Origin of the sequence: Streptosporangium sp. NPDC006930, from assembly GCF_040635605.1 — a bacterium.
Lineage (GTDB): Bacteria > Actinomycetota > Actinomycetes > Streptosporangiales > Streptosporangiaceae > Streptosporangium.
In genome coordinates this window covers 198,041-211,169 of sequence record NZ_JBEYID010000010.1, presented here as the reverse complement: position 1 = coordinate 211,169, position 13,129 = coordinate 198,041, and the positions used below count along the sequence as shown (strand labels likewise).

At 70.2% G+C, this 13,129-nt stretch carries 12 protein-coding genes; 7 read left to right on the top strand and 5 right to left on the bottom strand.

The window, feature by feature from the left end; genetic code table 11:
* Positions 1 to 200: 200 nt before the first annotated feature.
* Entirely contained in the window at positions 201 to 1,085 is an 885-nt protein-coding gene (locus ABZ664_RS19805; RefSeq protein WP_362511427.1) for a sugar ABC transporter permease, read from the top strand.
* Positions 1,075 to 1,917, top strand: a complete 843-nt coding sequence (locus ABZ664_RS19800; RefSeq protein WP_362511424.1) for a carbohydrate ABC transporter permease — start codon at positions 1,075 to 1,077, stop codon at positions 1,915 to 1,917. Before ABZ664_RS19805 ends, ABZ664_RS19800 begins: the two co-directional genes overlap by 11 nt.
* Before the next feature lie 10 nt (positions 1,918 to 1,927).
* On the opposite strand, the gene ABZ664_RS19795 is transcribed toward ABZ664_RS19800, so the two are convergent.
* Positions 1,928 to 2,941, bottom strand: coding sequence for an alcohol dehydrogenase catalytic domain-containing protein (locus ABZ664_RS19795; RefSeq protein ID WP_362511421.1), 1,014 nt, complete (start codon positions 2,939 to 2,941; stop codon positions 1,928 to 1,930).
* A 101-nt stretch (positions 2,942 to 3,042) separates the two neighbouring features.
* Between ABZ664_RS19795 and ABZ664_RS19790 the strand changes: the two genes are divergently transcribed.
* A complete protein-coding gene (locus ABZ664_RS19790) occupies positions 3,043 to 4,761 on the top strand; it encodes an IlvD/Edd family dehydratase (RefSeq protein ID WP_362511418.1) in 1,719 nt (572 codons plus the stop codon).
* On the opposite strand, the gene ABZ664_RS19785 is transcribed toward ABZ664_RS19790, so the two are convergent.
* The gene (locus tag ABZ664_RS19785) at positions 4,648 to 6,267 is read right to left on the bottom strand and encodes an FGGY-family carbohydrate kinase (protein WP_362511415.1); all 1,620 of its coding nucleotides are present in this window, start codon (positions 6,265 to 6,267) and stop codon (positions 4,648 to 4,650) included. The two genes, ABZ664_RS19790 and ABZ664_RS19785, sit on opposite strands and share 114 nt — an antisense overlap.
* A 723-nt stretch (positions 6,268 to 6,990) precedes the next feature.
* On the opposite strand from ABZ664_RS19785, the gene ABZ664_RS19780 reads away from it, so the two are divergent.
* Positions 6,991 to 7,371: a PRC-barrel domain containing protein gene (locus ABZ664_RS19780; RefSeq protein WP_362511412.1), complete on the top strand. Its 381-nt coding sequence runs from the start codon at positions 6,991 to 6,993 to the stop codon at positions 7,369 to 7,371.
* Here the strand turns inward: ABZ664_RS19780 and ABZ664_RS19775 are convergent.
* Together ABZ664_RS19775 and ABZ664_RS19770 are read right to left on the bottom strand one after the other, a co-directional pair.
* Positions 7,320 to 8,009: a response regulator transcription factor gene (locus tag ABZ664_RS19775; RefSeq protein WP_362511409.1), complete on the bottom strand. Its 690-nt coding sequence runs from the start codon at positions 8,007 to 8,009 to the stop codon at positions 7,320 to 7,322. The genes ABZ664_RS19780 and ABZ664_RS19775 overlap by 52 nt on opposite strands.
* Positions 8,006 to 9,145 (bottom strand): sensor histidine kinase, encoded by a 1,140-nt coding sequence (locus tag ABZ664_RS19770; protein WP_362511406.1) that lies wholly within the window; start codon positions 9,143 to 9,145, stop codon positions 8,006 to 8,008. The genes ABZ664_RS19775 and ABZ664_RS19770 overlap by 4 nt, the downstream gene beginning before the upstream one ends.
* 112 nt (positions 9,146 to 9,257) lie before the next feature.
* Here ABZ664_RS19770 and lgt point away from each other — a divergent pair, with 112 nt between their 5' ends.
* The 3 genes from lgt (at position 9,258) to ABZ664_RS19755 (ending at position 12,072) form a co-directional block, all read left to right on the top strand.
* The gene (gene lgt / locus ABZ664_RS19765) at positions 9,258 to 10,058 is read left to right on the top strand and encodes a prolipoprotein diacylglyceryl transferase (protein ID WP_362511402.1); all 801 of its coding nucleotides are present in this window, start codon (positions 9,258 to 9,260) and stop codon (positions 10,056 to 10,058) included.
* 106 nt (positions 10,059 to 10,164) lie between these two features.
* Complete coding sequence (locus tag ABZ664_RS19760; RefSeq protein ID WP_362511400.1) at positions 10,165 to 10,620, top strand: GNAT family N-acetyltransferase; 456 nt, start codon at positions 10,165 to 10,167, stop codon at positions 10,618 to 10,620.
* 162 nt (positions 10,621 to 10,782) lie between these two features.
* Positions 10,783 to 12,072 (top strand): histidinol-phosphate transaminase, encoded by a 1,290-nt coding sequence (locus tag ABZ664_RS19755; RefSeq protein WP_362511397.1) that lies wholly within the window; start codon positions 10,783 to 10,785, stop codon positions 12,070 to 12,072.
* 34 nt (positions 12,073 to 12,106) lie between these two features.
* Here ABZ664_RS19755 and ABZ664_RS19750 read toward each other — a convergent pair whose 3' ends face one another.
* Positions 12,107 to 12,721, bottom strand: a complete 615-nt coding sequence (locus ABZ664_RS19750) for an iron chelate uptake ABC transporter family permease subunit (protein WP_362511394.1) — start codon at positions 12,719 to 12,721, stop codon at positions 12,107 to 12,109.
* Between the last annotated feature and the right edge of the window lie 408 nt (positions 12,722 to 13,129).

The window sequence follows — 13,129 nt, the reverse complement described above, 5'->3', positions numbered from 1 at the left end:
CCCCTTGCCCGGGTGGGGGGGGGGGGGGGGGGCCCCCCCCCCCCCCCGCCGCGGGGGGCGCGGGGGGGGCCCCCCCCCGCCCGCACCCCCGCGACCGGACCGCCCGCCGGGCGGTGGAGGGCACGGAGGCCGAAGGCCGGACTCGCGGCCCCCGGCGGACCCACCGGGCTCGCCGGGTTTCCGGCGGCGGTGGAGGCCGGGTGTTCTGGACCACGCGCCGCCGCGACAACCTGGTCGGATACCTGCTCGTCGCCCCGCAGCTCCTCGGCAGCCTGCTGTTCGTGCTCCTGCCGCTCGGACTCGTCCTGTGGTACAGCCTGCACGAGTGGAACGTGCTCGCCGGGACCTTCGAGTTCGTCGGCGGGGAGAACTACGACAGGCTGCTCGCCGACGCGAACCTGCGCGAGGTCCTCGCGGGGACCGCGCTGTTCTCCGTCGGGCTGGTCGTGCTCAACCTCGGCCTCGCCCTCCTCCTCGCGATCCTGCTCAACCAGCGGCTGCGCGGGACCACCTTCTTCCGCACGCTGTTCTTCTCGCCCGTGGTGGTCTCGCTCGTCGCCTGGACGATCGTGTGGCAGTTTCTCCTGCAGGACGACGGCGGACTCAACGGCCTGCTCGCCGTCGCCGGGGCCGACGGCCCCAACTGGCTGCGCGGCGAGGGCACCGCGATGCTCTCGGTGATCGTCGTACAGGTCCTCAAGAACGTCGGCCTCAACATGGTGCTGTTCCTCGCCGCCCTCCAAGGGGTGCCGGCCCAGTTGTACGAGGCCGCCGAACTGGACGGCGCCGGGGCGTGGACCCGCTTCCTGCGGATCACCGTCCCCCTGATCAGCCCGACCATCCTGCTCACCTCGATCATCACCGTGGTGGGGTCGCTGCAGGTGTTCGCGCAGATCGCGGTGCTCACCCAGGGCGGCCCGGGAATGTCGACGACCGTCCTCGTCTACTACCTGTACCAGCAGGCGTTCCAGTTCCATCACTTCGGATACGGCGCGACGCTGTCGGTCCTGCTGTTCGTGATCGTGGCGCTGCTCACCGTCGTGCAGTGGCGGATGCGCAGGAGGTGGGTCTTCAATGAGACGTGAGATACCGGTACGGCTGAAGACGCTCCTGTACGGCGTGCTGTGCGTGTTGTGCGTGCCGTTCGTCTTCCCGACCTGGTGGATGGTCACCTCGTCCCTCAAACCGGTCAGCGAGATCTTCGCCTTCCCGCCGAGGCTGCTGCCCGCCGACTGGGACTTCTCGGCCTACGGGCAGGTCTTCCGGCTCCAGCCCTTCGCAGGCCAGTATTTCAACAGCCTCTACATCGCCCTGGTCGTCACGGCGGGCACGATGGCGGTGGCCGCGATGGCCGGGTACGCCTTCGCGCGCATCCGCTTCCCCGGCCAGAACGTCCTCTTCGTCGTCGTACTGCTCGGGCTGCTCATCCCGAGCGAGGTCACGATCGTCCCGCTGTTCCAGATGTTCCACGGGCTCGGGCTGACCGACACCCACTGGCCGCTCATCCTGGTGCCGATCCTCGGCGCGCCCGGCGTGCTGGCCACCTTCATCATGAGGCAGTTCTTCATCAGCCTGCCCGGTGAGCTGGAGGAGGCCGCCCGGGTGGACGGGCTCGGCCGGTTCGGCACCTTCTACCGGGTCGCGCTGCCGCTGGCCCGCCCCGCGCTCGGTGCCGTCGCGATCTTCACGTTCCTGCACAGCTGGAACCTCTACCTCGAACCCATCGTGTACCTCTCCTCGCCGGAGAAGTTCACCCTCCCGCAGGCGCTGACCCAGTTCGTCGACGCCTACGGCGGGCCGATGTGGAACGTCCAGCTCGCCGCCGCCTCGATGACCGCCCTGCCGGTGCTCGTGGTGTTCGTGCTCGCGCAACGACAGTTCATCGAGGGCCTGGCCCACACCGGCCTGAAGGGCTGAGAAGGGCAGGTCAGGCCCGGGGGTCGACGTGGATCTTGGGGCCGGGACCGGAGCCCGCGGGGCGGGAACCGGAGAGGATCTCGCCCACCTCGTCGAGCCCGACGACGGCCGCCACGAGCGGCCGGGGGTCCACCGAGCCGGAGGCGTAGTGCTCGATCGCCCCGGCCAGGCCGGGCGAGGCGCTCAGAATGCCGACGGCCGTGATGTCCTTGAGCACCAGCAGGCGGGTGTCGACGGCGCTGGGGGTCGACGCCAGGCCGATGTAGACCACCCGCTTGCCGGGCTCCACCAGATCGACGGCGAGGGAGGGCAGGCCGGGGGCGTTGGAGGCGTCGATGACGGCGTCGAACGGGAGCCCGGGAAGCCGGTCGGCGGTCCACGCCCCGTGCACCCCGAGGGTGCGGGCGAACTCCAGCGACGGCTCCGACAGGCCCATGATGTGCACCTCCGCCCCGTGTGCCAGGGCGAACCCGGCGGCGAGCAGGCCGATCGTCCCCGGCCCCAGCACCAGCAACCGGTCGCCGGGGGCGAGGGCCGCGGCCTCGACGGCCCGCAACGCGTTGCCGCCCGGCTCGACCATGGCCCCGGCCACCGCGTCGACCGCGTCCGGCAGGGCGTGCAGCGCCGTGACCGGCACGGGCAGGCGCTCGGCGAGGGCGCCGGGCCAGCCGCCCCGGATGCCGATCTCGAAGCGGTCCTCGCACACGTGCTGCAGCCCGCCCAGGCAGCGGCGGCACCTGCCGCAGCCGAGCATGGTGTCGCCCGTGACGCGGGTGCCGATCCAGCCGCCGTCGACGCCCTCGCCGACCGAGGAGACCGTCCCGCACCACTCGTGGCCGAGCCGCATGGGATAGCGGGCGTGGTCCTCTTCGAGATAGGCCATGTCGCCGCTGAAGAACTCCATGTCGGTGCCGCACACCCCGGCCCGCTCCACGTCGACGACGACCTGTCCGGGGCCGGGAACCGGCGGATCGACGTCCAGCACGGCGAAGCGGCGGGGCCCGGTCACAACGAACGCTCTCACGGTTGGAACCTTCCAGACGGCACCGCCGGGCGGGGACAGAGGTAACAGAGGTACAAGAATCGGGCTCCGTAGACTACCGTTCGGCAAATGGGGCTGAAAACGTGACGGCGGAACGACGTAGCTCGCAGTGGTACGCGGGAAACGATCGCAACGCCTACATCCATCGAGCCTGGATGCGGCGAGGGTTGCCCTCGCACGCCTTCGACGGCCGTCCGCACATCGCCATCGCCAACACCGCCTCCGATCTCACACCGTGCAACTCCCATTTCGACGAGGTGGCCGAGGGCGTCAAACGGGGCGTCTGGGAGGCCGGCGGCGTCCCGATGAACCTGCCGGTCGTCTCGCTGGGCGAGACGCTGGTGAGGCCCACCGCGATGCTGTGGCGCAACATGGCCGCGATGGCGATCGAGGAGATGCTGCGGGCCAACCCGATCGACGGTGTGGTGCTGCTGGGCGGTTGCGACAAGAGCATCCCGTCCCTGCTGATGGCCGCGGCCTCGGTCGACCTGCCCGCGGTGGTGCTTCCCGGGGGGCCCATGCTCACCGGCACCTTCCGCGGAGCGCAGCTGGGCTGCGGCACGGACGTGTGGAGGCTCAGCGAGGAGGTCCGCGCGGGCACCCTGAGCGAGCAGGCGTTCCTGCGCTCGGAGTCGTCGATGATCCGCAGCAGGGGCCACTGCAACACCATGGGCACCGCCTCCACCATGGCCTGCGTCGCCGAGGCGCTCGGCACCACCATCCCCGGCATCGCGGGCACGCCCGCCCCCGACAGCCGTCTGCTGGAGGGCGCTCATGAGACGGGGCGGCTCGCCGTCGAACTCGTCGAGCGGGATCTGCGTCCCAGCGCCCTGCTGACCAGGGGATCGTTCCTCAACGCGATCGTGGCGCTGGCCGCCGTCGGCGGATCCACCAACGCGGTGGTGCACCTGCTGGCCATCGCGGGCCGGCTCGGCATAGAGCTCTCTCTCGACGACTTCGACCGCGCCGGCGCCGGGGTGCCGCTCCTGGCCGACCTGCAGCCGGCCGGCCGGCACCTGATGGAGGACCTCCACCGTGCGGGCGGGCTGCTGGCCGTGCTGCGCGAGGTGCGCGACCTGCTGGACCCGGAGGCGCTGACGGTGACGGGCAGGCCGCTCGCCGACCACCTGGACGAGGCGCGGATCTGGGACGAGACCGTCATCCGCCCGCGTGACCGGCCGCTGCAGGAGGCCGCGGGCATCGCCGTGCTGTACGGCGACCTGGCGCCGTCCGGAGCCGTCATCAAGCCCGCGGCGGCCTCGCCCGAGCTGATGCGCCACCGGGGCCGTGCCCTGGTCTTCGACAGCGTCGAGGACATGCACGCGCGGATCGACGATCCCGATCTCGACGTGGACCCCTCCACGGTGCTCGTGCTGCGCGGGTGCGGCCCCAAAGGCTACCCGGGGATGCCCGAGGTGGCCAACCTGCCCCTGCCGGCCAAGCTCCTGGAGCGCGGGGTGCGTGACATGGTGCGGATCTGCGACGGCAGGATGAGCGGCACGGCGTACGGGACGGTGGTCCTGCACGTGGCGCCCGAGGCCGCGGCGGGCGGCCCGCTCGGCCTGGTGCAGACCGGTGACCCGATCGTCCTGGACGTCGAGGCCAGGCGCCTGGACATCGACATCCCGCCGGAGGACCTGGCCAGGCGCCTGCCCTCGGAGACCATGCGGGAGGCGTTCGCCGCGCCCTCACGGGGCTGGGAACGCCTCTACGTCGACCACGTGATGCAGGCCAACCGGGGAGCCGATCTCGACTTCCTCGTCGGCTCCAGCGGTGACGCGGTCGCCCGCGAGTCCCACTGACGTCGCTGTCGCCGGTGACGTCACCGGCGGTGCCGACGCCGCGTGACGGGCCGGGCGCATCCGGTACCCGGCGGCCGGCCCGTGCTCCGTGCCGTTCCAGCCTCCCTCGGTCCCTGTCAGCCGCCGGTAGCGGGAGTAGGCGATCTCGTACGGTTCCCGCTGCCCCGAGGGAGAGAACGGCCGGGGTCTGAACGAGCGGCGGACCACCTCGCGCAACTCGGTGAGGGAGCCGATACGGCCCTCGGCCATCGCCTGGACCAGCAGGTTGCCCACGGCGGTCGCCTCCACGGGGCCCGCGAGCACCGGCCGTCCGGCGAAGTCGGCGACGAGCCGGCAGAGAGTGTCGCTGGAGGCCGCGCTCCCCACCAGGTGCACGGCCTCCACCCGCCGGTCGCTGAGGAACTCGGCCTGCTCCAGGGCCCACCGGTAGGAGCAGGCGAGGCTCTCCAGGACGCAGCGCACCGTCTGCGCGCGGTCGGCGGGCGGTGCCTGGCCGGTCGAGCGGCAGTAGGCCCCGATCCTGGCCGGCATGTCACCGGGTTCGAGGAACCACGGATGGCCGGGGTCGATCAGGGGACCGAAGGCGGGTGCCGCCGCGGCCTCGGCGACCAGATCCGCGTACGAGGTGCGCACCCCCCAGGCCCTGCGGCACTCCTGAAGCAGCAGCAGGCCGTTGAGGGTTCGGGTGAAGCGCACGGTCCCCATGACACCGCCCTCGTTGGTGAAGCCCGCCAGTCTCGCCTCCCGGCTCGTGACCGGCGCGTCGAGCTCCAGCCCGGCCAGCGAGCGGGGGCCGAAAGAGACATAGCCCACCGATCCGGACGAGACGGGAAGCGCCGCCGCCGCGGATGCGGCGTCGTGGCCCGCCACCGCGACGACCATGGGCGCGGCGCGGCCTCTCCCGTTCCGGTCGCCACCCCTCCTGCCGCTCCCACCGTTTCCTCCGCTCTCGCCGCGCAGCGGGCCGACGACCGTGCCGGGCTCGGTGAGCCGGTCGGCGAGCAGGTGGCGGGGCAGGCCCAGGCGGGTGACGATGCTGTTCGCCCAGCGGCCGGTCCTGACGTCCAGCAGCTGGCTGGTGCTCGCGATCGTCCGCTCGGTGAGCATCTCGCCGCTCAGCCAGAGCGTGAACAGGTCCGGCACCATCGTCAGGTGGTCGGCCGCGTCCAGGAGCGGGGAACCGGCGTGCGCCAGCAGCTGGCAGGCCGTGGTGCCGGGACCCGGATGGACACCGGTCAGCTCGTAGTGGTCCTGCCAGGAGACGAGTCCCGCCAGTCCGGAGGTGTAGGGGTCGCGATGGTGGCGAGGGTTGGCCAGCAGCCGCCCGTCGCGGTCGAGGAGCGCGAAGTCGCCGCCCCAGGCGGTCACGCCCACGCTGGTGAGGCGGTCGCGGGCGGCGGCCAGCGCGATGCCCCCGCGAGCCTGGGTGAGAAGTCCGAGCACGTCCCAGTACAGGCCGTCGAGAACGCGGACGGGCCGGTTGGCGAAACGGTGCACTTCACGCACCGAGAGCCGTTCACCATCGAATTCGCCGGTCAATACCCGGCCGTTCTCAGGTCCGAGATCCACGGCCACGTACACGGGCACGGGTGCAAGGATAACCGGAGAGACTTTACTGATACGGGAGATATATCAGAAACGGTAGGTGAGGCAGCTCACAGGTTCGTCTTTCTCCCCGGGTTCGGCCGCGAGGGTCTTTCCTGGAACCCTTCCCCGACGGTTTCACCCGGTGTGGTCAAGCGGTCCCCACCACTCGGGCGCGTACCGTCACCATTCCCGTCTGGCTCGATCTCGGTCGGCGTGGGCGAGAACGGCGGTGGCGGCGGGTCCGGCCACGGTGAGGACCGCAGTGACGATGTCGCGACGTTTACGCGACATGACGGTGATCCTCGTCTGATCCCTGTCCGATCCCTGTCCGATCCCTGTCCGATCCGTGAACCACTGATCCCCTCCTTATCTGGGCGGCCATTCGGCATACCGTCCGGGGCATTGTCCTTACATCCGTTTCCGGTACGGAGCCGCGGCGCCCACATGGGCCTCCGAGACGGCGGCAAAGGCCCATAATTCCTGCGATTTACCAGCATCGACAAAGACATCCCGGATTTCCGGACCGAGGTGACCGGGCACGATTGACAGCCGGCGAAGGACGGCCATCCGCCGCACCGTTTATCTCGGCCGCGAGGGGTAGTCGGGGGGCCACACACATCGTGACAAGGAGAGAGCCCGCACATGACGAGCGAAGGTCTGTGGAGCTATCGCGAGGGCGTCTACGGTCCCGACGAGACGATGAGCGTCATCGGCTTCGACGTGGAGGCCGTCGACGGCAAGGTCGGCCGAGTGGAGGAGGAGAGCAACATGACCGATGACAGCTACATCGTGGCCGACATCGGCTCCTGGCTCTCCGGCAGGAAGGTCGTGCTCCCGGCCAGCACGGTGACCGGGATCGACAAGGACGAGCGCAAGGTGCACATCTCGCAGACCAGGCAGGAGATCGAGGACGCGCCGGAGTACGACCCGGCGACCTACCGGCAGAGCGTCCACCGCCAGGAGTTGGGCGGTCACCACGCGTCCTCCCCGCCACGCGACCGGCTCACCGCCGACCTCAGCTGAAGCGGCCGACCGTCCAGCCGGATGATGCCGCGGGAGGCGGCGACCGTCACCGCGGCGGTGCGGTCGTCCACGCCAAGCTTGGCGAAGATGTGCAGCAGGTGGGTCTTGACGGTGGCCTCGCTGATGCACAGGTGGGCGGCGATGGCCTTGTTGCTCATCCCCTGGGCGACCGCACCGAGGACCTCGGCCTCCCGGCCACTGAGGGCATCGGGGGCGTCGGCCCGCGCCCACGACAGCACCCGGCTCGCGATCGTCGGCGACAGGGCGCTCTCCCCTCGCGCCGCCACCCGGATCGCGTCGAACAACTGCTCACGGCCGACGTCCTTGAGGAGATAGCCGATGGCTCCCGCGTCGATGGCGCGTGAGATGTCGCCGTCGGTGTCGTAGGCGGTCAAGACGATCACCTTGGCTCCCGGGTCGTCCTCGCGGATCCTGCTGATCGCGGTCGCGCCGTCGATCCCGGGCAGCTGCAGGTCCATCAGGGTGACGTCGGGCCTCAATTCGCGCGCCAGACGCACCGCGTCCGTGCCGGAGACCGCCTCGCCGACCACCTCCAGATCGTCCTGGGTGCCCAGGACCGCCCGGATGCCGTCGCGGACCAACGGGTGGTCGTCGGCGATCAGGACCCGGACGGTCATCGCGACCCGCTCAGCGCCACCGCGGAAAGGCTGGCCACCACCGTGGCGCCCGCCCCCGGGGCACTTTCCACGAGCAGCGTGCCGCCGAGTTGCTCCATCCTCTCCCGCATGATCGAAAGGCCGTGTCCCGAGGCGGCCCTGTCGGGAGCGAAACCGTCGCCGTCGTCGTGGACGTCAAGCACGACCAGGTCCTCCATGTACGACAGGGTCAGCGTGACCTGCTCGGCGCGGGCATGGCGGCGAACGTTGGCGACCGCCTCCTGTGCCACGCGCAGCAGCTCCGCCTGGACCCGTGCCTCGAGCGGCCGGAGCCTGCCGGTGATCACGGTGTGCGCGTGGACGCCGGTCTCGTCCGACAGCCTGCCGGACAGCCGCCGCAGGGCCTCCGGCAGGCCGCACTCGTCGAGTTGGCCGGGGCGCAGTGCTCTCACCACCCTGCGGCTTTCCGCCAGATTCTCCCGTGCCACCCGCAGCGCCTGGGTCAGGTGCTTGTTGTCCGGCAGGGTCTCCTGGGCCGCCTCGAGCAACATCGTCACGCTGGCGAACCCCTGGGTCAGGCTGTCGTGGATGTCACGGGCGAGCCGTTGCCGCTCGGCCGCCACGCCCGCCTGCCGTTCGGCCGCAGCCCGCGCCTCCTGCGCGACCTGCAGCCGGTCGAGGAGTCGCTTGCGCTCGGCACTCTGCCGGGACACCGAGCCGAAGTACCCGACCGCGGCGGCCGTGCTGGTCGCGATCAGCGCGGCGATGACGATCTCGGCCCAGGTGATCGACCCGGTCGCGTGGAAACGATGCCACAGCCAGCCCCCGGCGCACGACACCACCGCGACCAGCCCGACCCGCACGGCGTCCATGCAGTAGGGCACGAGGACGCTCAACGCGACCACCAGGAAGGAGGAGTCGATCGCGAACAGCCCCAGCCAGAGCAGTCCACCGCCGAGCACGTACGGCGTGGGCACGTCGTCCGGGGGCGGCGTGCGCAGCACGAACCACACCGCGTACCAGGCGGCCAGCCCGGCCACCAGCACCACCGGGAGCACCTGGCCCGCCTCCGTCAGAGGGCCGGCCGAGGTGAGCACCAGCCATGAGGCGAAGAAGGCGTGCTGCCACCGGCGTCGCGACCGCTCCCAGGACTCCACACCGCCGACGATAATCAACCTCCCGTCCGTTCGGCATCAACCGGTCGACTGATCACATGATCGGCGTTGCGATCGATGCGGGCGCCGCCCCGGCTGAACCAGACTCGACGCCGTGACCGCCATCCCCAGCCCGACCCAAGCCGTCTGGCACCTCGGCCCGTTCCCGATCCGCGCCTACGCCCTGCTGATGCTGCTCGCCGTCCTCGTCGGCATCTGGGTGACCCGGCGCCGCTGGGTCGCTCGCGGCGGCGAGCCCGGCGCGGTCGAGGACATCGCGACCTGGGCCGTGCCGCTAGGCCTGGTCGGCGCCCGGATCTACCACGTGGCCACCGACTGGCAGCAGTACTTCGGCCCCGGCGACGACCCGCTGCGCGCGTTCGCGATCTGGGAGGGCGGGATCAGCATCTGGGGCGCCGTCGCGGGCGGCGCGGTGGGCGCGTGGCTCGCCTGCCGTCGGCGCGGCATCGCGCTGCGCGACTTCGCCGACGCCGTCGCGCCGGGGATCGCGCTCGGGCAGGCGATCGCCCGATGGGGCAACTGGTTCAACCAGGAGCTGTACGGCGGGCCGACGACCCTGCCCTGGGCGCTGGAGATCGACCCCGCCCATCGGCCACCGGGTATGGAGTCCACCGCCACCTACCACCCGACCTTCCTTTACGAGTCGCTGTGGAACCTGGGCGTGGCCGGGTTCGTCATCTGGGCCGAACGACGGTTCCGGCTCGACCGCGGCCGGACATTCGCGCTCTACGCCGCCGCCTACAGTGCGGGTCGCGCCTGGATCGAGTGGCTCCGCATCGATCCCGCCCCCCACATCCTCGGTCTGCGCCTCAACAACTGGACCGCCCTGCTCGTCTGCACGGCCGCGGTCGCATACCTCGCCGCCACCGGAAAGGCCGCTCCGGCGGATCGGTAGGAGGTGGCCGATGCGTCGGCGGCCGCTCCACGGCCGGATCGGCTCCAAGAGGCCCCAGAATGTGATCTGGCGTCCGCGGAACCGAACTTCCGGAAAGGGAAACCTGATGAAGATTGTCCTCGACGACCTCTCCGGTCCGGAGATCGCCGGTTTTCTCGACGAGCACGTCCAGGAGATGCGAGCCGTCACACCCCTGAAGAGCAAGCACGCCCTCGATCTGGACGGGCTTCGCCGGCCCGAGGTCACCTTCTGGTCGGTCATGGACGGTGACAACCTGGTGGGCTGCGGCGCGATCAAGAGACTGGACGCGGGGCACGCCGAGGTGAAGTCGATGCGCACCGCGCCGGCACGCAAGCGCAGCGGGACGGCGTCCCTGCTGCTGGAGCACATCATCGCCGAGGCCGGACGCATGGGATTCACCCGGCTGAGCCTTGAGACCGGGGCGAGCGAGTTCTTCCTGCCAGCACGGAGGCTGTACGAGAAGTTCGGCTTCGAGTACTGCGAGCCGTTCGCGGACTACGAGTACGACCCGTACAGCGTGTTCATGACGAAGAAGCTCTGAAAATCCCGAGTCACGGGTCGTGGTGATCGATTGTTCCTGCCGGCGCGGCCCGGATTCCCGAGAGTCGCCCGAGCCTGGGGCGCGCCCCGCTGAACCAGCCCGTATCCAGGTGCGTAGCTGGGGGTGTCAGAGGCGTGAACATCCGTCAGCAGGAGGCCCCAGTTGGCCGGTTCCACCCACCGCCGAGCGCACAGTGCCGCGCACAGCCCGTCGTACTTCTCGCTCATCCGGGCCGCGCCGGAGCGGGCGGAGGAGTTGGTCGACTTCTGCATCCCCTGCAATCCGTACTTCCCGACCCCGGAGGCCTTCGGTGTCCTGGAGCGCAACCTCGGTACGATCCTGAAGTTCTATCCCAGCGACGCCGACACGATCACCGCCGAGCTCTGCGGGGTGCTGGGCCTGAACCCGCAGACCGTCGTGATGGGCAACGGGTCGACGGAACTCCTCACCTGGATCGACCACCTGCTGGTCAGGGAGAGTCTCGCGGTGCCGATCCCCACGTTCGGCCGCTGGACCGACCAGCCGATGGAGACCGGCAAGCGCGTGGACATGTATCCGCTGCCGGAGAACCAGGGATTCGCGCTGGACGTGGACGCCTTCGTCAACTTCGTCAGGCATCGCGGCTCCCGGGTGGCGGTCATCTGCAACCCGAACAACCCCGACGGGGGCTACCTGCGCCGCCACGAGGTGATCGCCCTGCTCGACAGGCTCGTCGACCTGGACCTGGTCGTGGTGGACGAGTCGTTCATCGACTTCGTCGACGCCGAGCCGTATCCGAGCGTCGCGAACGAGGCCGCGATACGGCCGAACGTGATCGTGCTGAAGAGCCTCGGTAAGAACTTCGGGCTGCACGGCATCCGCTTCGGCTACATGGTGGCGAACCCCGCCCTGGCGGACAGGGTGCGGCGCGCCCTGCCCAGGTGGAACCTGAACTCCTTCGCCGAGACCGTGGTCTTCATGATCCGCCGGTACATGTCCGAGTATCTGGACAGTCTGCGGCTGGTCGCCCTGGACCGCGAGTCGATGCGCCACCAGCTGACCCGGGTCCCCGGCCTCACCGTCTTCCCCTCCCAGGGCAACTTCCTGCTGGTACGGCTTCCCGGGGGCAGGGACGGCGCCGCCCTGCGCGACCAGCTGCTCGACGAGCACAACCTGTTCGTCCGCGAGTGCGGCAACAAGCTCGGTATGACCAGCCAGTTCATGCGCCTGGTGGTCCGCCCCGAGCAGGACGTGCGGCGCCTGATCAGCGGGCTGTACGCGGTCCTGTACGAGAGCGGGAACAGGTCGCTGAGCTCCGTGCCCCCGCCCCTTCCCGCGCCGACCCCGATCCCGACGCCCACACCCCTGTACGACCCGCTGCCCGCGTCTCCCTCGACGCAGACGCAGACGCCCCTGTACGAGGGCGACCGCCGCTTCGACATGCTGTCGTCGGCCCTGCCGCCCTCCTTCTGAGACGCCCGCGCCGACCGCCCGAGTTTCCGGCTCCTCACGACCGGGTGCTCCTTTTGCGGATGATGACCGCGAACGCGGGGACGCCGAGCAGGAGAAGCCGGGTCCTGCCCGGAGCGACGCCGAGTGAGGCGGCGATCTCGCGCCCGAAGGCCAGCGCGTCCAGGGCGGGGGAGGTGGCCCAGCACACCGCCAGGCCGATCCCCGCCACCGCCGCGCAGAGAACAACGGTGTTCCAGCTCGCCGAGGCGAAGGCGCCCGCCGTCAGGACGGCCGCGGCCCCCGATCCCAGACCGAGGATGAGGGACGATGAAACGGTTCTTCCTGACCGCCGTGAGCCGGGAGGCGACGGGATCGGAGCGCAGGAAGCCCATCTTGGCCTCGGCGCTGTCGCCGTCACCGCCACGGGTGAGGTCGGCCGCCACGTTCTCGCCGCGCTCCGGGACACCGAAGATCTTCGCGATGTCGCCGATCTCACCAAAGACGGCGTCGAAGGTGACGGAGGAGGGAGCCCATTGTAAAAATGGGAACGGTTTTCATGATGGGCGACTGTGCGGCACCGGGGGAGGGAGGGGGAGGGAGGGCTCTCGTGTCCAGGCGTCCGAAAAGGGGTGCCGGACCGTGGCCGGGAGACGCACTCGGTGTTCACCATGTGACGTATCGCGCAATATGCGAGGTGTTGACCACTTTATGTCATCAAGCACTTACCCGGCGCGGGAATCGTGGAATGCGTCTCGCGGGGGAGGTAATCAATGGTCGCGTCCTCTTTCGGTCGGCCGTATCCGCGGGCTGTCGCACCTTTGTCGAAGATGGACCGCTCCCATTTCGGGAAATGCCGAGGGAGAGCCGAGGGGAAGGGGTGTCGCGGACCCGCCGGGCGGTGAGGACCGGGGTGTCCGGGTGGTCGCGGCCTGCGTCCGAAGGCGTTCCGCGTCCGCGAGAGCAGGGAGAATCCACGAGGCCCGGCGAGCGGCGTGAAATTTGCTCGAATCCGTTTCGTGAGAAATCTTCAGATGAAATGTGTGCCGCCAGGTTGATTTCTGACCCATAATCGCCGTCA

Excerpts from the sequence above, each read along its gene's own strand:
- ABZ664_RS19800 (WP_362511424.1), top strand. The coding sequence starts at position 1,075 with ATGAGACGTGAGATACCGGTACGGCTGAAGACGCTCCTGTACGGCGTG.
- ABZ664_RS19780 (WP_362511412.1), top strand. The coding sequence starts at position 6,991 with ATGACGAGCGAAGGTCTGTGGAGCTATCGCGAGGGCGTCTACGGTCCC.
- ABZ664_RS19775 (WP_362511409.1), bottom strand. The coding sequence starts at position 8,009 with ATGACCGTCCGGGTCCTGATCGCCGACGACCACCCGTTGGTCCGCGAC.
- ABZ664_RS19760 (WP_362511400.1), top strand. The coding sequence starts at position 10,165 with ATGAAGATTGTCCTCGACGACCTCTCCGGTCCGGAGATCGCCGGTTTT.
- ABZ664_RS19750 (WP_362511394.1), bottom strand. The coding sequence starts at position 12,721 with ATGGTGAACACCGAGTGCGTCTCCCGGCCACGGTCCGGCACCCCTTTT.